The following is a 26,667-nucleotide window of genomic DNA, read 5'->3' on the forward strand; positions in this document are numbered from 1 at the left end:
GCTCCTGACAGCCTGCTGTCAGGAGCAGCGCTGTCCGGCACGCCTCTCCCCACCGCGCTCTTTCCATTTTGGCCAGGAAATCCCATATTCGGGACATGGCCAAATCTCCCGATCAGAAAACGCCGCCGACGGCGAATGACGACCGCGCCGCGCCGAAGCGGCGCAGCCCGCTGACCGATTTCCTCGACGCCTCCGAGCCGCTGCACAAAGGCGGCTTCGCCGAGATGCCGCAGCCGGAGCTCTCCGGCACGCCGCTGACCGGTTCGATCGCGGATTGGGCCGAGCAGATCGAGCAGGAAGCCGAAAACGAAGGACGTCTTGTCGCCAAGGGTGACGGCGGCAAATCGCCGAAGCCGTCGAAGAAGATACCCGAGCGCTCAAGCTCGCCGGGGCGCAGTTCGCGCGGCACCTCGATGGGTGGCGCGGCGTCAGCCAGGGAGCGCACGGCAGCCGGGCTCAATCCGGTCGCCGGCCTCGACATTTCGCTGGAGGACGCCGAGACCATGGCCTCGGGCAGCGTCACCGCGACGGTGGCGGCATTGTCGGCGCTAATCGAATCCGGCAATCCGCTGCACAAGGACGGCGTGCTGTGGACGCCGCACCGCCCTGCCCGCCCCGAAAAATCCGAAGGCGGCATCGCCATCAAGATGGTGTCGGAGTTCGAGCCGGCCGGCGACCAGCCGACCGCGATCAAGGATCTGGTCGAAGGCGTCGATAACCACGACCGCACCCAGGTGCTGCTCGGCGTCACCGGCTCAGGAAAAACCTTCACCATGGCCAAGGTGATCGAGGAGACGCAGCGGCCTGCCTTGATCTTGGCGCCGAACAAGACGCTTGCCGCGCAGCTCTATTCCGAGTTCAAGAAATTCTTCCCGGAAAACGCCGTCGAGTATTTCGTCTCCTACTACGATTATTACCAGCCGGAAGCCTACGTCCCGCGCACCGACACTTTCATCGAGAAGGAATCCTCGATCAACGAGCAGATCGACCGCATGCGCCACTCGGCGACGCGTTCGCTGCTTGAGCGCGACGACGTCATCATCGTCGCCTCTGTGTCCTGCATCTACGGTATCGGCTCGGTCGAAACCTATACGGCGATGACCTTCCAGATGCAGATCGGCGACCGGCTCGACCAGCGCGCGCTGCTCGCCGATCTCGTCGCCCAGCAGTACAAGCGGCAGGACATCAACTTTGTCCGCGGCTCGTTCCGCGTGCGCGGCGACACCATCGAAATCTTCCCGGCCCACCTGGAAGACCGCGCCTGGCGCATCTCGATGTTCGGCGACGAGATCGAGCAGATCACCGAATTCGACCCGCTGACCGGCCAGAAGACCGGCGAGCTGAAAAGCGTCAAGATCTACGCCAATTCGCACTATGTGACGCCGCGCCCGACGCTGAACCAGGCGATCAAGTCGATCAAGGAAGAGCTCAAGCACCGGCTGGTCGAACTCGAACGCGCCGGCCGCCTGCTTGAGGCACAGCGGCTGGAACAGCGCTGCCGCTTCGACCTCGAAATGCTGGAAGCCACCGGCTCGTGCGCCGGCATCGAGAACTATTCGCGCTATCTCACCGGCCGCCAGCCGGGCGATCCGCCGCCGACGCTGTTTGAGTACATCCCCGACAACGCACTGGTCTTCATCGACGAAAGCCATGTCACCGTGCCGCAGATCGGCGGCATGTATCGCGGCGACTTTCGCCGCAAGGCGACGCTGGCCGAATACGGCTTCCGTCTGCCGTCCTGCATGGACAACCGGCCGCTGCGCTTCGAGGAGTGGGATGCCATGCGTCCGCTTTCGGTCGCGGTCTCGGCGACCCCTGGCGCCTGGGAGATGGAACAGGCCGGCGGCGTCTTCGCCGAGCAGGTCATCCGTCCGACCGGCCTGATCGATCCGCCGGTCGAGGTCCGCCCGGCCAAGAGCCAGGTCGACGATGTCGTCGGCGAGATTCGCGATACCACCAAGGCCGGCTACCGCACCTTGGTCACCGTGCTGACCAAGCGCATGGCCGAGGATTTGACCGAGTATCTGCATGAGCAGGGCATCCGCGTCCGCTACATGCACTCCGACATCGATACGCTGGAGCGCATCGAGATCCTGCGCGATCTGCGCCTCGGCGCCTTCGACGTGCTGGTCGGGATCAATCTTCTGCGCGAAGGCCTCGACATTCCCGAATGCGGCTTCGTCGCCATTCTCGACGCCGACAAGGAAGGTTTCCTGCGATCGGAAACCTCGCTGATCCAGACCATCGGGCGCGCCGCCAGAAACGTCGACGGCAAGGTCATCCTCTATGCCGACCAGGTGACCGGCTCGATGGAACGGGCGATGGCCGAAACCAACCGTCGCCGCGAAAAGCAGATGGAGTGGAACGCGGCCAACGGCATCACACCGGAATCGGTCAAGTCGCGCATCTCCGACATTCTCGATTCGGTCTACGAGAAGGACCACGTCCGCGCCGATATCTCGCAGTTCACCGACGGTGCCGGCGCCATGATGGGCAACAACCTCAAGGCCCATCTCGACGCGATGGAAAAGCAGATGCGCGATGCCGCGGCCAATCTCGACTTCGAGAAGGCGGCCCGCATCCGCGACGAAATCAAGCGCCTGCGTGAGATGGAACTGTCCATCTCCGAAGACCCGCTGGCCAAATACGCCGACATGGAAAGCCCGGCCTCCGGCCGCGAAAAGGGCAAGCACAACAAGGGCGTGGCCAAACATCGTACAGCAGAGGAACAGGAGCGTTTTCGCAAGCTCGACGCAGCGCGTGCCGCCGAAGAGGCAGCCAAGGCTGCCCGGCCCAACCTCTTCCGCAAGCCTGATCTCGACGAGATGGGCGCCGATGGCACTGTGCCGGTGAAAAAGCCGCTGTTTTCGAAACCCTCGATCGACGACATGGGTCCAGGTACCGACATGCCGACGCCGGCCGGCGCGGTGTCACGCTCGCTGTTCAAGAAACAGTCGGCATCCGAGGCACATGGTTCCGATTTCGGCATTCCCGGGGACGCCACAAAGCCGCTGTTCAAGAAGAACTCGCTGGACGAGATGACGGTGCGGCGGACGGAAAAACCGATCGAAGGAAAAGTGCCGGCCAAGCCGCAGCCAATCTCCCCCCTCGTGGGGGACGAATCCGCCAAGCCAGTTGTTCGCAAGCGAACAGGCATTGGCTCCTACGAAGACCCCGCCGACGCCCGTCGGGAAAAGCGCCGGCCGGGTAAGACGGGTAGGCCGGGAAAGTAGCGCCTTCCCCTTCTCCCAGAAGGGGAAGGGAAGCGCTCCGCCGCCGCCGCATTCCGCCGACCCACTTGCCACCAGCCCCGCCTTTGGTGTAATCGCTCCGACACACTCGAACGTCTTGAAAGGAGGGCTCACGTGTTTGATTTTTCTCGTCACCATCGTCAGCGTGGCCCGATTTCTGCCCTGCGAGCTAGCTTGCAGGGCTGACCAGGGACGGTCCGGGTTTTTCCCGCTTCGATTTTTTGGTCTGCCCTTCGTGGTGCGTAATGCCGAGCCTGATGGCCGGAAAGCGCACCGTCAAAGTGGACCGGAGTAGTCTCCGGCAAGACCAGAGAAATCAAAATGGCCCTGATCAGCCTCAAATCCCTCGGCGTCACCATGAGTGCGTCGCTGTTTGCCAATCTCGACCTCACCATCGGCACCGGCGACCGGCTCGGCATTGTCGCCGCCAATGGCCGCGGCAAGTCGACTTTGCTGAAATGTCTGACCGGCGAGATTGAGCCGACCTCCGGTGACATCACCCGCACGCGCGGCCTGCGCGTCGGTCATGTCGAACAGTCGGTTGCCCAGGCCCTTCTCACCCGCAGCTTCCATCAGGTGGTGGCGGATGCCTTGCCGTCCGAGCAGGCCGAAAGCGAGATGTGGCGTGTCGACGTGGTTCTGGATTCACTCGACGTGCCCGAGCCGATGCGCGAGCGGCCAATGCAGGCGCTGAGTGGCGGCTGGCAGAGGCTTGCGCTAATCGCACGCGTCTGGGTCACCGATCCGGACGTGCTGTTGCTCGACGAGCCGACCAACCATCTCGACCTTGTCCGCATCAGCCAGCTCGAAACCTGGCTGAACACGCTGCCGCGCGAGGTGCCCGTCGTCATCGCCAGCCACGACCGCGCCTTCCTCGACGCCACCACCAACCGGACGCTGTTCCTGCGCCCGGAACAGTCGCCGGTGTTTGCCCTGCCCTACTCCCGCGCAAGACAGGCGCTCGACGACGTCGACGCCTCGACCGAGCGCAAGTTCCAGCGCGACATGAAGGCGGCGCAGCAATTGCGCCGGCAGGCGGCCAAGCTCAACAACATCGGCATCAATTCGGGCAGCGACCTTTTGACGGTGAAGACCAAGCAGCTCAACCTGCGGGCCGAAAAACTGGAAGAAGCGGCCGCACCGGCGCACCGCGAAAAGTCGGCGGGTGCCATAAAACTGGCCAATCGAGGCACCCACGCCAAGGTGCTGATCACGCTCGACGACGCGGCTGTGGAAACACCCGACGGCACCCCGCTGTTTCGAACCGGCAAGCGCCATATCTGCCAGGGCGACCGCATCGTGCTGCTCGGCCGCAACGGCGTCGGCAAGTCGCGCTTCGTCACCCTGATCCGCAATGCCATTGTCGAACCGGACACGGTGCCGAATGTGAAGGTGACGCCGTCGACGGTGCTAGGCTACAGCGACCAGGCGCTGTCGGGCATCAGCGGCGACGACACGCCGCTGATGCTGGTCTCGCGCCGCTACGATGTCGGCGAGCAGCGTGCCCGCTCGCTGCTGGCAGGCGCCGGCGTGGTCATCGAGATGCAGGAGAAAAAGATCGGTGCGCTGTCCGGCGGCCAGAAGGCGCGGCTGATGATGCTGGCGCTGAGGCTCGCCAATCCCAACTTCTATCTGCTGGACGAGCCGACCAACCATCTCGACATCGACGGCCAGGAAGCCCTGGAAGCGGAACTGCTGGCACATCAGGCAAGCTGTGTGCTCGCCTCGCACGACCGCTCCTTCATCCGCGCCATCGGCAACCGCTTCTGGCTGATCGAGAAACGGCGGCTGACCGAAGTCGAAGACCCAGAGGATTTCTTCCGCTCGGTGGCGGAGGGCGCTGGCTAATCGGTGAACAAAACTGCCGATGAAGTTCCGGCCTGTCGAGCGCAGGCCGGAGTTTCGTATCATGTTACGAGACGTCTTCTTGACTTCCGAAGCGTATCATGCCATGGTACGCCACTCGGGTCGGCAAGATGATACGCTCCTTCAAAGACAAGACCAGCGAAGCCGTTTCGAACGGCAAGGCTCCGAAGGGCTTCCCATCGGACCTTTGTCCGCTCAGCCCAGCGGAAGCTGTTCATGATCGACAACGCCGCCGAACTGTCGGATCTGAAGACCTCCCGGCAACAGGCTTGAGCCGCTGAAAGGTAACCGTGCGGGCCAGCATTCGATCCGCATCAACGATCAATTCCGCGTCTGCTTTCGGTGGGTGGAAGGGCAAGCGGAGGATGTTGAAATCACCGACTATCATTGAAGAGGGTTCAAAATGCTGAACATCAACCCACCTATCCATCCCGGAGAAATTCTCCGTGAGGAATATCTCGTGCCGCTCAATCTGAAGCCTTACACGCTGGCCAAAAAGCTGCATGTGCCCCGCACACGCATCGAGCGCCTGGCCAGCGAGACGACACCGGTAACGCCCGACACCGCTTTGCGCCTTGCGAAGTTCTTCGGAACCACGCCGCAGTTCTGGATGAATATGCAGGCGAGCTACGACCTCGCCGTAGAGGGAGAGGCGAAGAAGGCCGATCTTGAAACAATCGAACGTCTACAAACCGCGGCCTGAAGTAATCGCGTTAGCAACAACCCGCTTCAAGCAGGCTGCGGAGCTAGCGTTAAAAAATCTCGACGATCTGTCGGATAGCCTCAGCCCGTCGCGTCCTTGGGATGCCGACACGATGATGCCGGCCCAACCCAGGAGAATTATCATGTCGGTTCTTTCGTCCATCGGTCGCATCGCAACCCGGTATGCGGCAGCGCACGCTCGTCACCGCAGCGAACGCGTCCTGCGTTCACTGCCTGCCTCGCTGCGCAAGGATATCGGGTTTCCGGACGTCTTCGATGCGCAAAACGGCCGCCGCCCCTGACCTCGCGGGGCGCCAGTCAGTCATGCGTATCGCCCGAAAGCGGCGTCGCCTGCATCGATACGCGTTTTTCGAAAGCCTCGAACCAGCGCGTCAGCAGTGCCCGTGAGCGAAAAGGCGGAAGGTGACGGAACGCCATCCAGGACAGCGTGGTGGCCAAGGCGATGTGGCCGATATGGAGCGGCGCCTCGTCGTCCAGCGTGCTCTCGATCCAGTCGTAGCTCGCCTCGATCTTTTCCCGGTATCCGTCGGCGAGAGCACCATAGCGCAACTTTTCGGGTCTCCTTTCCGTCTCCCAGCGCAAGGCTATACCCGTCTGCGCCAGGCCCTGGGCGACCGCCTGCAACCGCAATGCCTGCCAGCGCGCCTCGCCGTCCTGCGGCAGCAGCTTGCGACCGTCATGCAGCGTGTCGAGATAGGCGCAGATGACATCGGAATCGAAGATCGGCGACGCGTCGGGCCGCAACAGCACCGGCACTTTGCCGAGCGGGTTTTCGGCGTAGACGCGGGCATTGCGCAAGGTCGGACTGGTCTCGTGATGAATGACCTCCAGCCGATCGGCAATGCCAACCTCGTGGGCGAAGACGAGCGCCTTGCGCGCGAAGGGTGAGTGGGTCTGATAGTAGAGGATCATTGTCGTCCCAGGATTTGAAGAGGCGTTCGCCTGATCCATCTGTTCTAGCCTGCGAGCCGAGAGAATTGCGCTCTGATTGGGCGCGGTCGACGCAAGTTCGTTTCACGCCTCTCGTCCAACTGCGGCTGCGTGGACTGTCCAGGGCCGGTCGGCCAAAAAAATCTGCCGGCCATGTAGGAACGCCGGCACCTCATCCGTCCTTTGGCTCGCAAGGCCAAACGCAAAGAGGAACAACAGATGACCGATCAGACCCCCGTTCAGCCCGCGGCCAAAGTGCTCGGCGGATTGACCCCCTATCTGCAGCTGGATGGCGCCTTCAAGGCTGCCGAATTCTACAAGAAGGCCTTTGGTGCCGAGCAGGTCTTTGCCTATCCGGCGGACGAAAAAGGCCGCACCATGCACATCCACCTCCACATCAACGGCTCGACGCTGATGCTCTCCGACTTCTATCCCGAAAACGGCATGCCTGCCGTCAAGCCGCAGGGTTACACCATGCAGCTTCACCTCGGCAGCGACGACATCGAAGCCTGGTGGAAGCGCGCCGTCGATGCCGGCTGCGAAGTCGCCGTGCCGCTCCAGATCATGTTCTGGGGTGACCAGTGGGGCAATATGCGCGACCCGTTCGGCGTCGAATGGGCGATGAACGCGCCGGTCAAGAAAGCCTGATCTATCGCAAATGGCGAAGTCCCTCACCGGCTGGCGTCGGTGAGGGATTGTGAATTTCCAGGAGGAGACCCACAATGTCCTATGTCGATGGCTTCGTGCTTGCCGTGCCCAAGGTAAATCTCGATGACTACAAGAGGCTGGCCAACCTCGCAGGCCCTATATGGATGGAACACGGCGCGCTCGGCTATGTCGAATGCATCGGCGACGACGTGCCCTATGGCGAGGTCACTTCGTTCCCGCGCGCCGTGCAGGCCAAGGACGACGAGATCGTCGTCTTCGCCTGGGCCGTCTATGAGTCGCGGGAGAGCCGCGATGCCGTCATGGCCAAAGTGATGGCAGATCCGCGCCTGAAGGCCGATTGGGCGGACATGCCGTTCGACGGGAAGCGCATGATCTTCGGCGGCTTCAAGCCATTCATAGAGCTTTGAGCAGCCGGTAGCAGATTGGCAGAAGCCCCTCAGCTTCGTCATCCTAGGGCGAAGCAGGAGCGAAGCTCCGTCGCGAAGACCCTAGGATGACGACGCGGGTGCTTAGGCCAATCTCTAAGGCCACGATCAGCTAGAGAGCGTTGCGCTAATCCAGCCTGTCCAGAAGCGGCTTCAGCCGGTCACCATAGCGCTTCCATAGATCGACTGACCCCTGATACATCGGCTGGCGCACCTGTGCGGCTGAAGCCGTGCGCACCGGTCGGTCGGTCTCGTGGAACGATAGTGCCGCGTCGTCCCAGGGCAGGCCGAGATGGGCGATCAATGCCCGCGTCTGGCCTTCCTGGTCGGCGACAAAATCCTCGTAGCGTACATCGTGCACGACGCCTGGCAGCACCGTGTGCCAATGCTTCATGATGTCGGTGTAGAGATTGTGGAAGTCGGCGAGCTCGCCGAGATCGTAGCCATAGCGATGGCTGTCGCCGCGGAAATGCACCTTGTAGATCGACAGGCAGGTGGCCGCCGCATCGCGCGCGCAGTGGATGATCCTGGCCTTCGGCATCATCATGTGGATGAAGCCGACAAGCAGGAAGTTGCCCGGCATTTTGTCGGTGACGTGGCGCATGTTCGGATAGCGGGCATGGAGCATGTCGAGATAGGCTTGGCCTGCCTCGGCAAAATCCGAATCGCCCGTATCCGATACGCCCCATGGGAAGCCACCCGGCATGGTCGCCGGGAACTGCCTGCCGACCGCCTTCTTCAAGATGCTGAGCTCGCCTGCGCCATAGACCTGCGGATGGCTGGCGATGATCTGCTCGACCAGCGTCGTGCCCGAACGCGGCATGCCGACAATGAAGATCGGCGTGTCGTCGCTGATTGAGCTGGGCCTGTGCTTCTCGAAGAAGCCGGCATCGAAGGTGGCCTTCATCGCCTCGAACTCGGCCCGCGTCCTGGCCTGGTCGTAGTCGATGCCTTTGCGGCGGATCGCATTGCCCTCGGCGAAATAGTCGAAGGCCCGGCCATAATCCTTGAGATCGTCATTCGCCTTGCCGAGTCCGAAGGACAGCTGCATGCGCGCCAGGCTGTCCTGCGGCGCCTTGGCATGCTGGGCTTCCATGCCCCCAAGTTCGCTGTCGCGCTCCTTCTGGCGCTTGACCTGCGTCAGCATCAGCCAGGCTGTGGCCATGGCGGGGTTGATCGCCAACGCCTGCCGGAACAGGTCGGCCGCCTCGTCGAGCTTGCCCTTTTCCATCAACCCGACGCCGAGCCCGTGCAGCAGGTCGGCATCCTTGGGTCGGATCGCCAGCGCTTCGCGGAAGGCAGCCAGCGCCTCATCCAGCCGCCCGGCTTCCTGCAGGGTTTCGGCAAGCCCGATGCGGGCGCGCACATGAAATGGGTTGCGTGCAACCGTGCCGCGATAAATCTCTTCGGCCTCTTCGAACTGGCCGACCTGTTTCAGCGATGAGCCGAGATTGTCGCGCGCCGCGAGTTGGTCCGGCCGCAGATCTACTGCGCCGCGGAAGAAATCGATGGCCGCAGCAGGGCGGCCGAGGTCGCGCATCACCGTACCGAAATTGTTGAGGAAATCGGGATTCGTCGGCTGCAGGCTCACCGACCGTTCGATGAGATCCAGCCCTTCTTCGCTGCGCCCGGTCTGGTGAAGCAGCAGTCCCAGGAAATGCGCCGCGGCCGCGTGCTTGGGCTGACGCGCCAGCACCTGCCGGTAGATCGTCTCAGCCTCTTGCCGGCGCCCGGCCTGATGCAGTTGCAACGCCTGCTGCACATACTGGTCGAGGCCCAGCGGCGGCTGTCCGCCTGCGCCAGACCTGGCTCCCGCACCCGCCGCTCGTCTTTGATCTCTGTTGATGGGAAACCTGCCGTGTTTTATCCGCCTGTGGCGATCTAGGCCATCGGCGCCGTAGGTTCAAGGCTTCGCTTGCTGTCTCATCCTTTCGTCGGTGCGGAAAGATCAAATCAGCACACCGCGATCCGGCCCCAGCAAATCTGGCTCGAGGCCACGGAGCGCGCGTTCATCGATATCAACTCGGCCCGCTCAACGCTCGTTCGTGCCCGCGAACTTGGCCACGCAGTGGCAATCGACGACTTCGGCACCGGCTACTCCAGCCTGTCCTATCTCGAGGGGCTGCCGCTCGATGCGCTCATAATCGACAAATCGTTCATCGATACGATCAGCACGAATTCCGCCACCAGTTCCGTCACCGCGCATATCATCGACATGGCCAAGACACTAAAGCTGAAGATCGTTGCCGAAGGCGGGGAAACGCAGGCGCTGGCCGACTACCTCGCGGCACGCGACGTCGACTACGGCCAGGGCCGGCTGTTTGCCAGACCCATGCCCGCGTCCGAGTTCATCGCCGACTGTGTTCATCGCCGACTGTCGCCAGGTGAGCCGACGGCTTGATGCTTGTCGTCCTCAACGAGGCGCAGCGTTCTCAGCACGGCCCGTCGCCAACGACGCGATAGTCCGCGGCACGGGCTTCGCAGGAATTGGGGAAGGTGCGCATCTCGCCATGCCGACGCGCGCACACCGGCGCATATTCGCGGGTGCAGAACGTCTGCTCTTCACCACCGCCCCCACCGCCACCGCCACCTCCGCCACCGTCGCGGCACGGACCGTCGCGCACGATGCGGTAGCCGGCCCGGTCGGCAAGACAGGCATTGGCGAAGGTCTGGCGATCGCCGCCGCGCCGGGCACAGACCGGCTCGTACTGCTTGCTGCAATATTGCGGTTCCGGCCGGGGCGGACGCGGACGCGGCCCTGGTCCGTCATCGACGACGACGGTGCAGGCGGCAAGAAGTGCCGACAGCAACAGGATGACAAAACCCTGCCGCGAAAAGATTGCCGCCAGATATTTCATGATGATCTCCCACGATCGCGTCCCCGGTTGCCGATCCTCGCCATTCCCTTGCCAAATGCAACCCCCGTTTGCAGCCCTTTCAGTCGGAAACGCGCTGGGGCTGTAGGCGGCGTCGACCTCCTCGGCCACCTCGACGTCTGGCCCATTCGTGGCCCGGTTCTGGCCGATGACCCGGCCGGCAAGCAAGCCTATGCCGAGCCCATCGATGCTCAGGTCAGTCGATTGATGCGTCGGGATGCGCCAGTACGGCGGCCCGCGGCGGTATCTTGCAACCATCACGTTTCCGTGCGATAAATTCCGTGTTCGGGCATTTGCGACCCGGAGAGCGGAACGTTTTGGACGACCTTTCCCCGATACTGTGAATCTCTGACGGCCCCGTTTTCGGCGGGGGGTTTGACCATGCGCCAATGCATGACTGCCGAAGCAACCACCGGGAACTGCCCTTTGCGCCAGGCGGCGGGCGGGACCACCAAAGACTGAACGGGTGAAGGAGTTTCCCCAATGGCCCAGACCGGCACCGTTAAATTCTTCAACGCGACCAAAGGCTTCGGTTTCATCACGCCCGATGGTGGCGCCAAGGATGTGTTCGTCCATATCTCCGCGATCGAAGCTTCCGGCTTGCGCACGCTCGTTGACGGCCAGAAGGTCACCTTCGACGTCGAGCCGGACCGCATGGGCAAGGGCCCCAAGGCCGTCAACCTCCGCGCAGCCTGAGCCATCGGCGCGCCGCATGTCACTTAGACGTGCGACGGAGGCTCCATGCCTGCACCTGGCCTGGAGAGGGATCTGAATTTTGAAAGGCGCGGCGATCTTCTTCGCGCCTTTTCCTTATCGAAGGCGCGGGCCAGTGATGTCGCCCAAGCGGCCGGGTTCTGGGCAACGACTTGCATAAAAACAAAGACCCGAAGCATGCCGCAACGTGCTTTAGACGCCCGCAAAACTTTCTCTTGCCGATGACGCTAAAATAAAGGACAAATTTCCACTCGGGCATTTGCCGGCCCGAGACTGGAGTTTATGGGACAAAGGAGCTTCCCATGCCGCAGACCGGCACCGTCAAATTCTTCAATCATGCCAAGGGCTTCGGCTTCATCACGCCCGATGATGGCGCGAAGGATGTTTTCGTCCATATTTCAGCTGTGCAGGCGTCCGGTCTTCCCGGCCTCGAGGATGGGCAGAAAGTGTCGTTCGATACCGAGCCGGATAAGCGCGGCAAGGGTCCCAAGGCCGTCAACCTGTCGGTCGGCTGAGCCGGCTTCGAACCGGCGCTCCCGGGCAGATCGCTCCCTTGAGAGCCTGTGATTTTTGACGTCCGTTTTGAATAAACACGTTAAAATCCGTTCAGCCCCCGTTCAGCCACGGTCGCATATTAGTCTTCGGTAAAGCCGGACCGCATCCCCGAAACTGCACGGGCCGGAACGAAGGAGACCGACATGAACCGAATTTTCAAAACCGCCGTCCTGGCCGCTGCCGTGGCCGCCACCACGCTCACGGCCTTGCCCGCCGCCAATGCGCGCGACTGGCGCCGTCATCATGGCCATCATGGCAATGGCGATGCCATTGCCGCCGGCGTGCTCGGCCTCGCGGCCGGGGCGCTGATCGGTGGCGCATTGGCCAATGACCGCCCGCCGCCCGACGCTGACCGCTACTACGATGACGGTTACTACGATCGTGACGTCGTGGTGCGCCCGGCCCCGGTCCGCCGCTATTATGCGGAGCCGCGGGTGGTCTACGCCAATCGTTATGCCGAACCGTGGACGCGTGACTGGTACGAATATTGCTCGGACCGCTACCGCAGCTTCAATTCCCGTACCGGCACGTTCACCGGCAATGACGGCGAACAGCATTTCTGCACTGCCAACTAACCAAGGGCTTCCCTGCCCCAAAACAGAAAAGCGCTGACCGCAAGGCCAGCGCTTTTTTGTTGTGGTCTCTACAATGTCAACGGTCTGCTTGAGGCTGATGAAAAACAGCTACGGTTCCGAGCCTGGTTCAAGTCAAAAAAGGATTGGTCCGCCTCTCCTCGCCAAAACGTCCGCCGGCACCGTGGCCACAGATGAAGCCGATGTCGTCGCCGAGCGGCAGGAGCTTGTCCTTGATCGAAGCGATCAGCGCCGTGTGGTCGCCGCCCGGCAGGTCGGTGCGGCCGACCGAGCCGCGGAACAGCACGTCGCCGACATGGGCGAACTTGGCTGCGCGGTTGTAGTAGACGACGTGACCGGGCGCATGGCCGGGGCAGTGCAGCACCTCGAACACATGGCCGCCGAACGACACGGTCTCGCCTTCGGCCAGGAACCGGTCGGGCACGCAGTTGCGCGCTCCGGCGATGCCGTAGCGCTTGCCCTGGTTTTCCAGATTGTCGAGCAGCGACTTGTCGGCCTCATGCGGACCGATGATCTCGACGCCGAGCGCCTCCTTCAACTCCATTGCACCGCCGGCATGGTCGATGTGGCCATGCGTTATCCAGATAGCTCCGGCTGAGATCGCATTGTCCTTCAGCACCGCCAGTACCTTGTCGATATCGCCGCCCGGATCGACGACGACGCCATGCTTGTCATCCATGTCGAACAGGATGGTGCAATTCTGCTGGAACGGTGTGACCGGCACGATGCCGGCATTGAGCTGACCCATGATCGTCCTTTCGATGTTCACGGGTGATGTAGAGGCGCGGACAAAGGGCGTCCACCCTCGAAAGACGAACAGTCAGTAGCCCCAAAACGGAAATGGGCGGCCGAAGCCGCCCATTTGAAAAGACCGAAACGGCCTGCTTACTTCTTCATGGCGCCCATGACCGCGCCGAGAATGGCGGTCAGGATCGCGCCGCCGCCGGCGCCGCCGACGATGTTCTGCAGGTTCAGCGCGCTGCCGAGACCGCTCGTTGCTGCTGCCGCAGCCGCCGGATCGACCGCACCGCCACCCAGCAGGCTGCCGAGGATCGCCGCACCACCGACGCCGCCAATGGCTCCGCCCAGGATTTTGGGAAGCTGACCCATCGCCGCCGTCTTGAGCGCCGCACCGACCGCCTGACCACCGATGATGCCAGTAATCACCTGTATGATGATCGGAAGAAGCGTGTTCATGTCCATATGATTAGTCCCTCCATAGCTGTCAGCCTCCCGGGCCGACACCATCATGAGACGCCGAATTGGACGAAAGTCAAATGCAGAAACGCTGAAATAAAAGGGGCGGCCCGAAAACCGCCCCTACTTCCTAAAAAAGCTGTGACTTTCGTTATTCTGCGGCGATCGCGTGCTTGGGCTGAACGGCCGCAGAATAGTCATTCATAAGATTCTTGGCTATTTCGCCGACCTCGAATCGGTAAGGCCCGATCTCCGAAACCGGCGTCACTTCCGCTGCCGTCCCGGTCAGGAAGCACTGCTCGAAGCTTTCCAGCTCTTCCGGCAGGATGGCGCGTTCAATTACCTCCAGGCCGCGATCCTTGGCCAACCCGATGACCGTGCGGCGGGTGATGCCGTCGAGGAAGCAGTCGGGCTTGGGTGTGTGGATCTTGCCGTCCTTGACGAAGAAGATGTTGGCTCCGGTCGCTTCGGCGACCTGGCCACGCCAGTCGAGCATCATGGCGTCGGCATAGCCCTTGGCCTCGGCGGCGTGCTTGGACATGGTGCAGATCATGTAGAGCCCGGCGGCCTTCGACTTGGAAGGCGCGGTGCGCGGGTCGGGCCGGCGCCATTCCGCCACATCGAGACGGATGCCTTTCAGCTTCTGCGCAGGATCGAAATAGCTTGGCCATTGCCAGATGGCGATGGCGCAGTTGATGCGGTTGTTCTGCGCCGAGACGCCCATCTGCTCACTGCCGCGCCAGGCGATCGGCCGGACATAGGCGTCCTGGAAACCCTGCTTCTTGAGAAGCGTGGAAGAGGCGTCGTTGAGCTCGGCCACCGAATACGGGATCTTGAAACCGAGCAGGCGTGCCGATTCATGCAGGCGCTCGGTGTGTTCGTTGAGCTTGAAGATCTCGCCGCCATAGGCGCGCTCTCCCTCGAAAACAGCGCTGGCGTAATGCAGCCCGTGCGTCAGCACATGGATCTTGGCGTCACCCCATTGGACGAATTCGCCGTTCATCCAGATGAAGCCATCGAGTTGATCGAAGGGAACGGATGCCATGGTAACCTCCCACGGGCGGCAGCCCGGATAGTTGTATCGTTGTGTGTTTCGTGTCGGCCGCCCAAAGCGGCTTTTATGGTGGAGCGTAGGCGGATAATTGCGCTCTGGCAAACTTAGGAAATTCCGGAAAAACCGGCTTCCCTTGCCTTTTCGTTCGCAATCCGCCCAAAAGCTTGTCAAAAATTACCATTGCAGGGAAATTACGTCAATAGTACTGACATAATCTCTCTTTCCCACGGAGAAATAATGACGGATCGAAGCCCAGCCGCCGGAAAACCGATCAGGACCGCAATGTCGGTCGAGGACGGCATCGACTTCGCCATCATCGAGCTGCTCTTCTTTGCCTATCGCGACTTCACCTCCGATCCGGACCAGATCCTGGCCGATTACGGCTTCGGCCGGGCCCACCACCGGGTGCTGCATTTCGTCAACCGCAGGCCGGGCCTGACGGTCGCCGAACTGCTCGACGTGCTGAAGATCACCAAGCAGAGCCTGGCCCGTGTGCTCAAGCAACTGATCGACACCGACCATATCGTGCAGTTGCAAGGTCCGCGCGACCGCCGCCAGCGCGAACTTTATCCGACAGCCAAGGGCCGTGCGCTGGCGCTGGCGCTGGCGCGGCCACAGTCGCGCCGCATCCATGCTGCATTGGGGGATTCCGGAGTAACCGAACGGACCTTGGTGGAACGGTTCCTCGAAGCGATGGTCAATCCGGAACTGAGGGCGCAGATCGACGTTGGGTCCGCAAAAATGTCAGGGAAAAGCCATGGAGAGCACTGAACGGGTCGATCACGCGGCCGCGCCGGACGACGACGCGCCGCATCTGCTTGTCGTCGACGACGACACCCGCATCCGCAATCTTCTCAAGCAGTATCTGACCGAAAATGGCTTTCGCGTCACCGTTGCCGGCAATGCCGGCGAAGCCAGGCGCAAGCTTGCCGGCCTCGACTTCGACCTTCTGGTGCTGGACGTCATGATGCCCGGCGAGACGGGCGTCGACCTGACCAAGTCGCTGCGGGCCGAAAAGAACGTACCGATCCTGATGCTCACAGCGCTGTCGGAGACCGACAGCCGCATCTCAGGGCTGGAGGCTGGCGCCGACGACTATCTGCCAAAGCCGTTCGATCCGCGCGAGCTGATCCTGCGCATCAACAACATCCTGCGCCGCGGTGGCCCGGCGACCACGCCCAAGGTCGAGCAGTTGGTCTTCGGCCCCTACACGTTCCAGATCGCCCGGCGCGAATTGAAGCGTGGCGGCGAGGCGTTGAAGCTGACCGATCGCGAGCAGGAGATCCTGGCGATCTTCGCCGCGCGGGCGGGCGAGACGATACCCCGCCACGAGCTTGTCGGCGACGATTCGGAAGTCGGCGAGCGCACCATCGACGTCCAGATCAACCGGCTGCGCCGCAAGATCGAGCGCGATCCGTCCAATCCGGTCTGGCTCCAGACCGTACGCGGTATTGGGTATCGGCTCAGCGTGGAATAGAATGCCGCCTGCGGCCGGCTGAACGGCTGCGGGCAAGCGAAAAGAGCGAATGGCAACCACGGAACTGGAACAGCCGGGCAATGGCGGCTTGAGCGCACGCGCCGCGCGGACGCTGAAGGCGGTGCCGCGCGCCTGGAACCGCTTCTGGCGCCTCGTCTCGCTCTATATGCCCAAGCGGCTCTATGCCCGCTCGCTGATCATCGTCATCGCGCCGATGATCCTGCTGCAATCGGTCGTCGCCTTCGTCTTCATGGAACGTCACTGGGCAACCGTGACGCAACGCCTGTCCCAGGCCACCGTGCGCGACATCGCCGCCATCATCGACCTGATCGAGACCTATCCGCGCGATGCCGACTACACCAACATCATCCGCATCGCCCAGGACCGCATGCAGCTGAAGGTCGACCTCTTGCCGCCCGACCCACTCCCCGCGCCCGGTCCAAAGCCGTTTTTCTCGATTTTGGATGATGTTCTCTCGTCCGAGATCACCCGCCAGATCAACCGCCCGTTCTGGATCGACACGGTCGGCAACTCCAACATCGTCGAGGTGCGCGTGCAGCTCGAGGGCAAGGTGCTGCGCGTCTTCGTGCGCCGCAGCCAGGCCTATGCCTCGAACACCCACATCTTCCTGATCTGGATGGTCGGCACCTCGCTGGTGCTGCTGATGATCGCCATTCCCTTCCTGCGCAACCAGATCCGGCCGATCCTGATGCTTGCCGAAGCCGCCGAAAGCTTTGGCAAGGGCCGGCCGATGCCGCGCGATTTCCGGCCGCGCGGCGCCGAGGAGGTTCGCCGCGCCGGCTTTGCCTTCATGCAGATGCGCGAGCGCATCGAACGCCAGATCGAACAGCGCACCGCCATGCTGACCGGCGTCAGCCATGACCTCAGAACCATCCTCACTCGCTTCAAGCTGCAGCTGGCGCTTTCCGGCGGCAAGGCCGAGACCAAGGCAGCGCTCGACCAGGACATCGACGACATGCAGTCGATGCTCGAAGGCTATCTGTCCTTTGCCCGCGGCGAAGCTTCGGAAGACGCCGGACGGTTCGATCTCGAGGCCTATTTCGAAAAGCTCGACGAGGAAGCCAGGCTGCGCAAGCGTAAGCTGTCGACGACGCTTGCCGGCGATCACGATGTGCATGTGCGGCCCAATGCCTTTGCCCGGCTGATGTCCAACGTCATCGGCAACGCCTTCCGCTATGCCAAGACGGTGGAGGTCAACGCCACCCATGGCCGCGGCTCGCTGCTGGTCACCATCGATGACGATGGTCCGGGCATTCCCGCCGATCGACGCGAAGACGTGTTCAAGCCTTTCGTGCGGCTCGACGAGGCCCGCAACCTCGATGCCAGCGGCACCGGGCTCGGCCTGTCGATCGCCCGCGACATCGCCCGCTCCCATGGCGGAGACATCACTCTTGAAGACAGCCCGCTCGGCGGACTGCGCGCCATCATCAAGGTTCCGGCATAACCGGGCACGATTCCGAAAAGTGGAAACCGCTTCATCCGCCCGTCATGAAACCATGATCAAGAGCGCGCATGAAGCGCGCGACCTCAATTGATTCGGCCTTGCCGCCTATCTTCGACCCCGTACCTGTCCGGGTGCGCTGGAGCGAAGCGAGAGCAGCAGGCTGGTCGCCGTTCCGGCATCGTCTCAAGGCAACCGTCGACCTTTCAAGCAAAGGGCCGCCATGCGCATACTGATGGTCACCGATGCCTGGCGCCCGCAGGTCAACGGCGTCGTCCACACGTTGGAGCGGCTCACCGAGACGCTGAAATCCTTCGACGTTGCGGTGGATTTCCTGACGCCCAATATCTTTCGCACCCTGCCCTTGCCGACCTATCCCGACATCAGGCTGGCGCTGACCACGCCCGGCCATGTCGCGCGCCTGATCGACGCCGGCAAGGCCGACCACATCCACATCGTCACCGAAGGACCGCTGGGCATCATGGCGCGGCGCTATTGCCGCAATGCCGGCCGTCCATTCACCACCAGCTATCACACGCGCTTTCCCGAATATCTCAGCGCCCGCCTGCCGGTGCCGGAAAGCTGGGCCTATCGCTGGCTGCGCGATTTCCATAATTCCGGCCAAGGCACGCTGGTCGCCACCCAGTCGCTCGCCGACGACCTTTCCGCGCGCGGCTTCACCAAGCTGCGGCCATGGACGCGCGGCGTCGACACCGACCATTTCCGCCCGGACAGGAAGAAGGACCTCGGCTTCCCCGGCCCGATCTTCCTCTGCGTCGGGCGCGTCGCCATCGAAAAGAACCTGGGTGCTTTCCTCGACCTCGACCTGCCCGGCAGCAAGGTGATCGTCGGCGAAGGCCCCGAGCTTGCCAGACTGAAGGCGAAATATCCGCAAGCGCATTTCCTCGGCCATCGCCCCAACGACGAACTGGCCGAGATCTATGCCTCGGCCGACGTCTTCGTCTTCCCGAGCCGCACCGACACGTTCGGCAACGTCATCATCGAGGCACTGGCCAGCGGCACGCCGGTTGCCGCCTATCCGGTGACCGGGCCGATCGACATTGTCGGCGATGGTTTTGGCGGCGCGGTCTCCAACGATTTGCGCGAGGCCTCACTCGCCGCGCTCAACGTCGACCGTGCCGAAGCCCGCGAACGCGCCATGCGCTATAGCTGGAAGGCCTGTGCGGAAATGTTCCTCGATACGGTCGAGGAAGCACTGGGCACACCGCGAAAGCTGGCGGCCTGATCGTGCTTTTCGTTATCCAAGGGCGAAGCTGACACACCGCCACGAATGACAAAGCGCGGCGACGCACAATCAACCGTTAGTCTGCCACGGCACCTTGTTTCAAAGGGTTGGTTCGGCGTGACGTATTGTGCGACTTCGGAGCCATGACCAAGTCAGATTGATAATTGTCGGCGACTCAAAATTTACCATTTCTACCTACATTGCGGCATGCTCGAAGCAACAGTCAGCAACAAAATCAACAGTTACACGAGCCATTTCATCAGGCCCGAAGGTATCTTGCTGATAGTTCTGCTGGTGGTGGCTTTCTTGTCCGTACTGCTCGTCGACATACCCGCTATGGCAGACTATCCAAATCATCTCGCAAGAATGTCGATCCTGATGCGCGCCGGTACGCCCGAAGCCCATCCCTACTATGAAGCCGCGTGGGCACCCTACCCTAATCTAGCCATGGATCTCATCGTCCCGTTCGCTGGGCGCTTGATCGGGATCGAGCTGGCATCAAAGCTTTTCTATCTAGTCTCGCAAATGCTGGTCGTCAGCGGGGCAATGGCCGTCGGAGCGGCCGCACAGGGGCGCGTGATCCTCAGCGGCTTCGTCGCTTCGCTCTTCCTCTACGCCATGCCTTTCGCTTTCGGATTCGTGAATTTTGAATTTGGACTGGGGATCGTTCTTTGGTCCATCGCGGTTTGGATTTGGCTTGCGGAAAGACCTTTGCCGCTGCGTCTTGCGATCCACGCCGTCTTCGTCCTGGTTCTGTATATCTCTCACCTATTTGCCCTCGGCCTCTATGGCATTGTGGTGGGGCTGTACGAACTCTCCCGCTGGCCAGACCATATTGAGAATTGGAAACGCACGATCTTGCTGGTTGCCGGAATGGCTGCTCCGGTCGTCGCAGTTGGCGCCCTGGCGCTCGCCTACGGCGGCAAAGTGGGTGGCGAAGGAACCGAATGGGCCCTGTCGGCGAAATTGTTGGCGCTGGTTCAAGTCAACGGCTTCAGCAGATACACTTCCTCAGCCGTGACCGTGGTGCTGGTCATTCTCAGTTACCTTGCGGTGAAGCACAGGATGGTGGCGGTCTCTCGCGTCGGCTGCTGGATAGGCTTTGGGCTCTTGTGCCTGTTCATTGTCATGCCGTTTCGCGTTGTGGACACGGCCTTTGTCGACGGGCGCGTCCTTCTGGCGCTTATTCTGATCCTGCCAGCCTTCGTCACGATCAAGCGTCCGCAAGACTCGCGTGGAACACTTCTCGTCGCGCTGGCGTTTGGCGCCGGGCTTGCAAACAGTGGCATCGCGATCTGGGCCCAATTGTCGTGCCGCAGCGAATATCGTGCCCTTATGACCGCGTTCGACGCCATTCCAATGGGTTCGCGAATCCTTACCGGCCAGAATGGCCTTCCAGACGACCCGCCAACGAATCTGCTCCTTTATCCAATGTACAATGCTGCCGCGTTGGCTGTAGTCACACGCAATGCACTGATGCCAACGCTGTTCACCTATCCGGGAAAACAGCCGGTGAGGCCCCGGCCGGAAGTGGCAAACCTGACCGTACCGCAAGGCGGGCCTATCCCGATGTCTGAGCTGGAGGCCTACGCCGCCGGTGCTTTACCACCGGTCGAGGCAGCGTATGCAGCGCATTGGACCCGTGACTTTGACTATCTGCTGGTAATCGCGCCGGAGCGCAGCCCGCCACAACACGGCAATCTTGAATTAATCGCCGAAGGCAAACAGTTCAAATTTTACAGAATAAGGAAATTGGTCGACGCGGACAGGAAAAGCGGATGATGTCCACGCGCGACACTCCTGTCACGACATGGCATGAATTCATGCTGAAGCATCTGCCGAAAGGATTATCAATCCGTCCCGGTTCGCGGGGGATTCCGATCCCCAGTTGAGACCCTAAAACAACCGCCCGCCATCCGGCACCTTACGCTCGATCGCGCCGAGCACCACGGCGCCCTCTTCGTCGGGAAAGCCGAGAGTGAGCACTTCCGACATGAATGGACCGATCTGGCGCGGCGGGAAATTGACCACCGCGAACACCTGCCGGCCGATCAGCGTCTCCGGTGTATAGTATTTGGTGATCTGCGCCGACGATTTCTTGATACCGATGCCGGCGCCGAAATCGATCTTCAGCTTGAACGCGGGCTTGCGCGCCTCGGGAAACGGCTCGGCCTCGACGATCGTGCCGGCGCGGATGTCGACACGATCGAAATCGGCAAAACTGATCTCGGGCTTGCGCTCGGTGTTCGAACTCATCTTGGTCTTGTCTGCCTTAACGGGGACTCAGGCGTTGCCGTAGGTCTCGAACAGCACACCGGCCAGGGCGTCCTTGGCCGAGGTTCCCGACCAGACGACGAACTGGAACGCCTGGAAATAGCATTCGCAGGCTTCCAGCGCCGACGACAGCAACACTTCGACCTGCTGGCTCGACGGCTCGACCCCGCCGGCCAGCAGCAGCGACTGGCGGAACATGATCGCGCCCTCCTGCTCCCAGAGGTCGAAATGGCCAAACAGCATCTGCTCGTTGATCAGCGACAAGAGCCGCATCACTTCCAGCGTGCGGGTCTCCGGCACCTTGATATCGAAGGCGCAGGCCAGGTGCAGCGCCTCGAAATCCTCCATCCACGAAAAGGAGACGTGATAGTCGGTCCAGCTTCCGGCAACCGAGATCGAAATCTCGTCGTCGCCGGCCCGCTCGAAGGACCAGTCGTTGTTGTGGGCCACCTGCTCGATAACATCCACCGGATGGATTTCGCGGGAGAATTCGAGTTCGAGAAGTTCCATGGAATGCTTCCTGTCGTTCTGTACGAGCGCCGCCACACGCTCCGCGGGAGGGCACACACAACGAACAATCTTGTCTAGAACTCGGACGGCCAGGACTTTCTTCGCGCAAAGACGACTTCTCGACGCAAAGACCCCAGACCGGACCCCACCGCCCGGTCGCATGATCCTGCTCCGAATCATGCAACAAATTCAGTCTATTGATCGGGAGTCGCGTGAACAGCCCAATTTTTCGCACTGCGTCATTCGCATGTGGAAAGCCGCTGTCACAAAGATTCATGCAATGCCGTTAAGCGATTCACGGCAAAGCGCTTTTCAGGATCGGGCTATGTGGAAAAGTTTAACGATTATTTTTTTGTGCGCGGCTTGGCGGCCGTCGCTGGTGTGGCGTCACCGGCCAGTTCGGCAAGCTTCGCCTCGAGCGCCTCGATGCGGGCGGCAAGGCGGGTGTTTTCTTCCCGCGCCTTGGCGGCCATCTCGCGCGCGGCTTCGAACTCTTCGCGCTGCACCACGTCCATCGTGTTGAGAATGCGCTCGGCCTGCCCCTTGAAGGCGGTCTCCACCTCACGGCGCACGCCCTGGGCGGCGCCGGCGGCGTCGGTCATCAGCTTGGCGAATTCATCGAGAATGCGGTTCGGTCCGGTCGACATGGCAAATCCTCGCGCTTGCACAAAATTGACGTAGTGGCGCCGCGCGTCGAATGCAAGCTTGTTGCACCTTGCTGCGGCATCAAGTCGAGTGCGCCCACCTTGCCTTGACCCTGCCAAAACCCTGCCGCATGGTCCGCGCCCAAACACGTTCGCAACCGAGAGTTCCCCGTTGAACGAATATTTCCTGCTGCCGCTGGCCTCCCTGCCCTTCCCCAACATCAACCCGATCCTCATCCAGATCGGGCCGCTGGCGGTGCACTGGTATGGCGTCGGCTATATCGTCGGCATCCTGTTCGCCTGGTGGTATGCCAAGCGGCTCGCCGCCAATGCCAGGCTGTGGCCGAACGGCGTCCTGCCGATGAAGCCGGAGGATCTCGACGACTTCATCGTCTGGGCGGCCATCGGCGTCGTGCTCGGAGGCCGCACCGGCTATGTGCTCTTCTATGATCTGGCGCGCTACATCGCGCACCCGCTCGACATCTTCGCCGTCTGGCAGGGCGGCATGTCGTTCCATGGCGGCCTGCTCGGCGTCATCCTCGCCATGACGCTGTTTTCCATCAAGCGCGGCATCCGCACATGGTCGCTGTTCGATGTCGTGGCGGCCGGCGTGCCGGTCGGCCTTGGCCTGGTGCGCGTCGCCAACTTCATCAATTCCGAACTGTGGGGCCGACCAACCGACGTGCTCTGGGCGTTCGAGTTTCCCAATGGCGGGCCGTTTGCCCGTCATCCGAGCCAGCTTTACGAGGCGCTGCTCGAGGGTGTGGTGCTGTTCCTCGTGCTGCGCATTCTCACCCATTCGCGCCTTAAGCTGAAGACGCCGCGCTTCGTCGGCGGCGCCTTCATCTGCGGCTATGGCCTGTCGCGCATCTTCGTCGAGTTCTTCCGCGAGCCTGACCAGCAGCTCGGCTATCTCCTCGGCACCAACTGGCTGACCATGGGCATGATCCTTTCTACCCCGATGGTGCTGGCCGGCATCTGGGCGATGCTGACCGCCAAGCCGGTGGCACAGCCGCAGCCGGCATGACACGGCTGAAGACCCGCATCGTCGACCTGATCGAGGCCCTGGGGCCGCTTCCCGTCAACGAGTACATGGCGCTCTGCCTGTTCGACCCGGCGGACGGCTACTACACGACGCGCGAGCCCTTTGGTGCGGGCGGCGACTTCATCACCGCGCCGGAAATCAGCCAGATGTTCGGCGAACTGGCCGCCGTGTGGCTTTATCAAGCCTGGCTGGCGGGCGGCCGGCCGCGGTCGGCCACCATCGCCGAGATCGGACCCGGCCGCGGCACGCTGATGAAGGACATGCTGCGCACGCTGTCGCGGCTCGATCCTGACCTGGCCAACGGCGCCACCTTCGCCATGATCGAGACAAGCCCGCGCCTGACCGAGGTGCAAAAAAAGACGCTTGGCGTCACACCCTTCGCGGTTGGCTGGCACGAAACCATCGAGACCTTGCCGCAACAATCGCTGTTCATCGTCGGCAACGAACTGTTCGACGCCGTTCCCATCCGCCAGTTCATCCGCGCCGGCGCCGGCTGGCGCGAGCGCATGGTCGGCCTCGACGAGACCAACGACCTTTGCTTCTTCGCCGGCGCCGGCTCGGTCGACCCGACGCTGCTGCCCGCCGATGCCGCTCACGCGCCGCAAGGCGCGATCGCCGAAGTGGCACCTGCCCGCACCGCGCTCATGGCAACAATCGCCGAGCGCATATCCAGGCATGGCGGCGCCGGCCTGTTTCTCGATTACGGCCATTTCCAGCCGGGTGTCGGGGACACGCTGCAGGCCTTGCGCAGCCACGATCACGAAGATGTGCTGGCCAATCCCGGTGAGGCCGACCTCACGTCCCACGTCGATTTCGCCGCCCTTGCCGCGATCGCGCGTGCACATGGCCTCGAAGCCCATCTGACGACACAGGGCGACTTCCTGCTCGGCATGGGCATCCTCGAGCGCGCCGGCCGCCTTGGCGCCGATGCCGGTCAGGCGGCGCGCGAAAGGATCGCCGGCGACGTCGAGCGCCTCGCCGGGCCGCAAGCCATGGGCGAGCTGTTCAAGGTGCTTGCGGTGCTGCCTCGCGGCGTGGCGGTTCGGCCCTTTGCCGAGGCGGATTGACTTTTTACCGCCGCCCCTCCCAATCTCCCGTCCGCGCTTTGCAGCCTGTTCTCGAGCAAGCACCTTCTTCTTGACGAAACCGCCCACACGGACAACAACGCCCGCATGCTGAATCAGACCAAACCGGATCCCGTTCGGTCGCCGCTGCTGGACGAGGCGCAGGCACAAGGCATCCGCCACGGCTATTTCACCCGCGTCGGCGGTGTTTCCGGCGGCATCTATCAGGGCCTCAACATCGGCACCGGATCGAATGACGACCAGACGCTGGTTGCCGAGAACCGCGCCCGTGTCGCTGCCTGGATGGGCGTGCCGGCAAGCCATCTGTTGACCGCCTGGCAAATCCATTCGCCCGATGTCGTCATTGCCAGGGAGCCCTTTGCCGGCGAGCGCCCCAAGGCGGACGCCATCGTCACCGATCGGCCGGGCATCGCCATCGGCGCCTCGACCGCCGATTGCGGTCCCGTGCTGTTCGCTGATGCGCAGGCGCGCATCATCGGCGCTGCGCATGCCGGCTGGAAAGGCGCGTTCACCGGCGTGCTCGAAAACACCATCCTGGCGATGGAAAGCCTCGGCGCCCGGCGCCAAAACATCGTCGCCGTGCTAGGCCCCTCCATCGGCCCGCGAAACTACGAGGTCGGCCCGGAATTCGTCGCCCGCTTTGTCGAATCCGACGCCGAAAACATCCTCTATTTCGCTCCGTCCGCCAATGCCGGCCATGCGATGTTCGACCTCAACCGCTACACGGTTGACCGGCTGGCCAAGGCAGGCGTGACGGCTGAGGGCCTCGACCGCTGCACTTACGCTGAGGAAGGCCTGTTCTACTCCTATCGGCGCACCACGCATCGCAAGGAGCCCGATTACGGCCGGCAGGTTTCGGCAATTGTCTTGGAGAGGGAATAATGGCGCTGCATTTTGAACGATCTGAATTTGACGCGCGGCGCGACCGGCTGATCATCGAGATGGCCGAAAAGAAGCTCGACGCCATCCTGCTGTTCGCGCAGGAAAGCATGTATTGGCTGACCGGCTACGACACGTTCGGCTTCTGCTTCTTCCAGTGCCTGGTGGTCAAGGCCGACGGTTCGATGGTGCTTCTGACCCGCTCGGCCGACCTGCGCCAGGCACGTCAGACCTCGATTATCGACAACATCGTCTTGTGGACCGACCGCAACGGCGCCAATCCCGCGGTCGACCTGCGCAATCTGCTCAACGAACTCGACCTGCTCGGCGCCCGCATCGGTGTCGAATATGACACCCACGGCCTGACCGCCTTCAACGGCCGCCGCCTGGACGAGCAGTTGCAGACCTTCGGCCAGATCGCCGATGCGTCCGGCATTGTCGGCCGGCTGCGCCTGTTCAAGAGCCCGGCCGAGATCGCCAAGGCCGAGAAGGCCGCCAATCTCTCCGACGATGCGCTCGACGCGGCACTGCCGCTGATCAAGCAAGGCGGCGACGAAGCTCTGATCCTGGCCGCCATGCAGGGCGCGATCTTCGCCGGCGGCGGCGACTATCCGGCCAACGAGTTCATCATCGGCTCCGGCGTCGATGCGCTGCTGTGCCGCTACAAGGCCGGCCGCCGCAAGCTCACCAAGAACGACCAGCTGACGCTCGAATGGGCCGGCGTCTTCAACCACTACCATGCGCCGATGATGCGCACGGTGCTGACCGGCAAGGTGTCGAAGCGCCATCAGGAACTGTTCGACGCCGCCCGCGCAGCACTCCTGGCTGTCGAGAAGGCGATGATGCCGGGCAACAGCTTCGGCGACGTCTTCGATGCGCATGCCCGCACCATGGAGGCACACGGCCTGACCAAGCACCGGCTGAACGCCTGCGGCTATTCGGTCGGCGCCCGCTTCACCCCGTCCTGGATGGACATGCCGATGTTCTACCAGGGCAATCCCGAACCGATCGCGCCCAACATGACGCTGTTCGCCCATATGATCATCATGGACTCCGACACCGAGACGGCGATGACGCTTGGCCGCACCTACCTGACCACCGAATCCCAGCCCAGGCCGCTGTCCCGCCATGATCTCGACTTGATCGTAAAGTGAATCCACAGTGGGAGGCGTTCTTCGCCAAGGAGTTAGAA

General features: G+C 62.4%; 27 protein-coding genes and 2 pseudogenes. 20 read left to right on the forward strand and 9 right to left on the reverse strand.

The genetic code is table 11. The features are described from left to right. The first annotated feature begins 95 nt into the window (after window positions 1-95). The 5 genes and pseudogenes from uvrB (at window position 96) to LB559_RS24425 (ending at window position 6,121) form a co-directional block, all read left to right on the forward strand. A complete protein-coding gene (gene uvrB, locus LB559_RS24405) occupies window positions 96-3,233 on the forward strand; it encodes an excinuclease ABC subunit UvrB (RefSeq protein ID WP_224675180.1) in 3,138 nt (1,045 codons plus the stop codon). 339 nt (window positions 3,234-3,572) lie between these two features. Continuing rightward, a complete protein-coding gene (locus LB559_RS24410; RefSeq protein WP_224675181.1) occupies window positions 3,573-5,099 on the forward strand; it encodes an ABC-F family ATP-binding cassette domain-containing protein in 1,527 nt (508 codons plus the stop codon). A gap of 128 nt (window positions 5,100-5,227) precedes the next feature. Next, a pseudogene (locus tag LB559_RS24415) lies at window positions 5,228-5,508 on the forward strand (type II toxin-antitoxin system RelE/ParE family toxin). A gap of 12 nt (window positions 5,509-5,520) precedes the next feature. Beyond that, the gene (locus LB559_RS24420; RefSeq protein WP_027039367.1) at window positions 5,521-5,820 is read left to right on the forward strand and encodes a HigA family addiction module antitoxin; all 300 of its coding nucleotides are present in this window, start codon (window positions 5,521-5,523) and stop codon (window positions 5,818-5,820) included. After that, the gene (locus LB559_RS24425; RefSeq protein ID WP_224675230.1) at window positions 5,786-6,121 is read left to right on the forward strand and encodes a hypothetical protein; all 336 of its coding nucleotides are present in this window, start codon (window positions 5,786-5,788) and stop codon (window positions 6,119-6,121) included. The genes LB559_RS24420 and LB559_RS24425 overlap by 35 nt, the downstream gene beginning before the upstream one ends. 16 nt (window positions 6,122-6,137) lie before the next feature. On the opposite strand, the gene LB559_RS24430 is transcribed toward LB559_RS24425, so the two are convergent. Continuing rightward, window positions 6,138-6,752 (reverse strand): glutathione S-transferase family protein, encoded by a 615-nt coding sequence (locus LB559_RS24430; RefSeq protein WP_024504188.1) that lies wholly within the window; start codon window positions 6,750-6,752, stop codon window positions 6,138-6,140. Between the two features lie 237 nt (window positions 6,753-6,989). On the opposite strand from LB559_RS24430, the gene LB559_RS24435 reads away from it, so the two are divergent. Then, window positions 6,990-7,418, forward strand: coding sequence for a VOC family protein (locus LB559_RS24435; protein ID WP_013530024.1), 429 nt, complete (start codon window positions 6,990-6,992; stop codon window positions 7,416-7,418). 74 nt (window positions 7,419-7,492) lie between these two features. Continuing rightward, on the forward strand, window positions 7,493-7,846 hold the full coding sequence (locus LB559_RS24440) for a DUF1428 domain-containing protein (protein ID WP_224675182.1): 354 nt from the start codon (window positions 7,493-7,495) through the stop codon (window positions 7,844-7,846). A 145-nt stretch (window positions 7,847-7,991) separates the two neighbouring features. Here the strand turns inward: LB559_RS24440 and LB559_RS24445 are convergent, their stop codons facing one another. Beyond that, complete coding sequence (locus LB559_RS24445) at window positions 7,992-9,614, reverse strand: tetratricopeptide repeat-containing sulfotransferase family protein (protein ID WP_224621480.1); 1,623 nt, start codon at window positions 9,612-9,614, stop codon at window positions 7,992-7,994. 195 nt (window positions 9,615-9,809) lie between these two features. Between LB559_RS24445 and LB559_RS24450 the strand changes: the two are divergent. After that, window positions 9,810-10,265 (forward strand): annotated as a pseudogene (locus LB559_RS24450) (EAL domain-containing protein); the annotation flags it as partial. 31 nt (window positions 10,266-10,296) lie between these two features. On the opposite strand, the gene LB559_RS24455 reads toward LB559_RS24450, so the two are convergent. After that, on the reverse strand, window positions 10,297-10,722 hold the full coding sequence (locus LB559_RS24455) for a Kazal-type serine protease inhibitor domain-containing protein (RefSeq protein WP_224675228.1): 426 nt from the start codon (window positions 10,720-10,722) through the stop codon (window positions 10,297-10,299). Window positions 10,723-11,223: 501 nt separating this feature from the next. Between LB559_RS24455 and LB559_RS24460 the strand changes: the two genes are divergently transcribed. From LB559_RS24460 to LB559_RS24470, 3 genes are all read left to right on the forward strand, one after another. Next, a complete protein-coding gene (locus tag LB559_RS24460; protein WP_006202520.1) occupies window positions 11,224-11,436 on the forward strand; it encodes a cold-shock protein in 213 nt (70 codons plus the stop codon). A 320-nt stretch (window positions 11,437-11,756) separates the two neighbouring features. Next, on the forward strand, window positions 11,757-11,969 hold the full coding sequence (locus LB559_RS24465) for a cold-shock protein (RefSeq protein WP_013530020.1): 213 nt from the start codon (window positions 11,757-11,759) through the stop codon (window positions 11,967-11,969). 183 nt (window positions 11,970-12,152) lie between these two features. After that, a complete protein-coding gene (locus LB559_RS24470; protein ID WP_013530019.1) occupies window positions 12,153-12,584 on the forward strand; it encodes a BA14K family protein in 432 nt (143 codons plus the stop codon). 127 nt (window positions 12,585-12,711) lie between these two features. Here LB559_RS24470 and LB559_RS24475 read toward each other — a convergent pair whose 3' ends face one another. The 3 genes from LB559_RS24475 to LB559_RS24485 all read right to left on the reverse strand — a co-directional run bounded on the left by LB559_RS24475 (window position 12,712) and on the right by LB559_RS24485 (window position 14,844). After that, the gene (locus LB559_RS24475) at window positions 12,712-13,350 is read right to left on the reverse strand and encodes an MBL fold metallo-hydrolase (protein ID WP_063168837.1); all 639 of its coding nucleotides are present in this window, start codon (window positions 13,348-13,350) and stop codon (window positions 12,712-12,714) included. A 137-nt stretch (window positions 13,351-13,487) separates the two neighbouring features. After that, window positions 13,488-13,805, reverse strand: coding sequence for a hypothetical protein (locus LB559_RS24480; protein WP_013530017.1), 318 nt, complete (start codon window positions 13,803-13,805; stop codon window positions 13,488-13,490). A gap of 145 nt (window positions 13,806-13,950) precedes the next feature. After that, a complete protein-coding gene (locus LB559_RS24485) occupies window positions 13,951-14,844 on the reverse strand; it encodes a branched-chain amino acid aminotransferase (RefSeq protein WP_013530016.1) in 894 nt (297 codons plus the stop codon). A gap of 246 nt (window positions 14,845-15,090) precedes the next feature. Between LB559_RS24485 and LB559_RS24490 the strand changes: the two genes are divergently transcribed. The 5 genes from LB559_RS24490 (at window position 15,091) to LB559_RS24510 (ending at window position 20,820) form a co-directional block, all read left to right on the forward strand. Next, the gene (locus tag LB559_RS24490; RefSeq protein WP_024505623.1) at window positions 15,091-15,624 is read left to right on the forward strand and encodes a MarR family winged helix-turn-helix transcriptional regulator; all 534 of its coding nucleotides are present in this window, start codon (window positions 15,091-15,093) and stop codon (window positions 15,622-15,624) included. Further along, window positions 15,611-16,330: a response regulator gene (locus LB559_RS24495; protein ID WP_013530014.1), complete on the forward strand. Its 720-nt coding sequence runs from the start codon at window positions 15,611-15,613 to the stop codon at window positions 16,328-16,330. The genes LB559_RS24490 and LB559_RS24495 overlap by 14 nt, the downstream gene beginning before the upstream one ends. Window positions 16,331-16,379: 49 nt before the next feature. Beyond that, window positions 16,380-17,795, forward strand: a complete 1,416-nt coding sequence (locus LB559_RS24500) for an ATP-binding protein (protein ID WP_013530013.1) — start codon at window positions 16,380-16,382, stop codon at window positions 17,793-17,795. A 220-nt stretch (window positions 17,796-18,015) separates the two neighbouring features. Continuing rightward, window positions 18,016-19,038 (forward strand): glycosyltransferase family 4 protein, encoded by a 1,023-nt coding sequence (locus tag LB559_RS24505; RefSeq protein ID WP_027162148.1) that lies wholly within the window; start codon window positions 18,016-18,018, stop codon window positions 19,036-19,038. A gap of 207 nt (window positions 19,039-19,245) precedes the next feature. Further along, window positions 19,246-20,820, forward strand: coding sequence for a hypothetical protein (locus LB559_RS24510; protein WP_224675183.1), 1,575 nt, complete (start codon window positions 19,246-19,248; stop codon window positions 20,818-20,820). 114 nt (window positions 20,821-20,934) lie between these two features. On the opposite strand, the gene LB559_RS24515 is transcribed toward LB559_RS24510, so the two are convergent. From LB559_RS24515 to LB559_RS24525, 3 genes are all read right to left on the reverse strand, one after another. Continuing rightward, window positions 20,935-21,294: a tRNA-binding protein gene (locus LB559_RS24515; protein ID WP_013530010.1), complete on the reverse strand. Its 360-nt coding sequence runs from the start codon at window positions 21,292-21,294 to the stop codon at window positions 20,935-20,937. Window positions 21,295-21,321: 27 nt separating this feature from the next. After that, window positions 21,322-21,822 (reverse strand): YbjN domain-containing protein, encoded by a 501-nt coding sequence (locus tag LB559_RS24520; RefSeq protein ID WP_013530009.1) that lies wholly within the window; start codon window positions 21,820-21,822, stop codon window positions 21,322-21,324. A 344-nt stretch (window positions 21,823-22,166) separates the two neighbouring features. Further along, a complete protein-coding gene (locus tag LB559_RS24525; protein ID WP_013530008.1) occupies window positions 22,167-22,469 on the reverse strand; it encodes an accessory factor UbiK family protein in 303 nt (100 codons plus the stop codon). A gap of 169 nt (window positions 22,470-22,638) precedes the next feature. On the opposite strand from LB559_RS24525, the gene lgt reads away from it, so the two are divergent. The 4 genes from lgt (at window position 22,639) to LB559_RS24545 (ending at window position 26,629) form a co-directional block, all read left to right on the forward strand. Beyond that, complete coding sequence (lgt, locus tag LB559_RS24530; protein WP_224675184.1) at window positions 22,639-23,493, forward strand: prolipoprotein diacylglyceryl transferase; 855 nt, start codon at window positions 22,639-22,641, stop codon at window positions 23,491-23,493. Further along, on the forward strand, window positions 23,490-24,578 hold the full coding sequence (locus tag LB559_RS24535; protein WP_224675185.1) for a class I SAM-dependent methyltransferase: 1,089 nt from the start codon (window positions 23,490-23,492) through the stop codon (window positions 24,576-24,578). The genes lgt and LB559_RS24535 overlap by 4 nt, the downstream gene beginning before the upstream one ends. A 105-nt stretch (window positions 24,579-24,683) precedes the next feature. Continuing rightward, on the forward strand, window positions 24,684-25,478 hold the full coding sequence (gene pgeF, locus LB559_RS24540) for a peptidoglycan editing factor PgeF (protein WP_027162151.1): 795 nt from the start codon (window positions 24,684-24,686) through the stop codon (window positions 25,476-25,478). Continuing rightward, window positions 25,478-26,629 carry a M24 family metallopeptidase gene (locus LB559_RS24545; protein ID WP_013530004.1) on the forward strand — a complete coding sequence of 384 codons (1,152 nt, stop codon included), beginning with the start codon at window positions 25,478-25,480 and terminating at the stop codon, window positions 26,627-26,629. The genes pgeF and LB559_RS24545 overlap by 1 nt, the downstream gene beginning before the upstream one ends. Window positions 26,630-26,667 lie beyond the last annotated feature (38 nt).

Origin of the sequence: Mesorhizobium sp. BR1-1-3 (assembly GCF_020165455.1) — a bacterium.
Lineage (GTDB): Bacteria > Pseudomonadota > Alphaproteobacteria > Rhizobiales > Rhizobiaceae > Mesorhizobium > Mesorhizobium ciceri.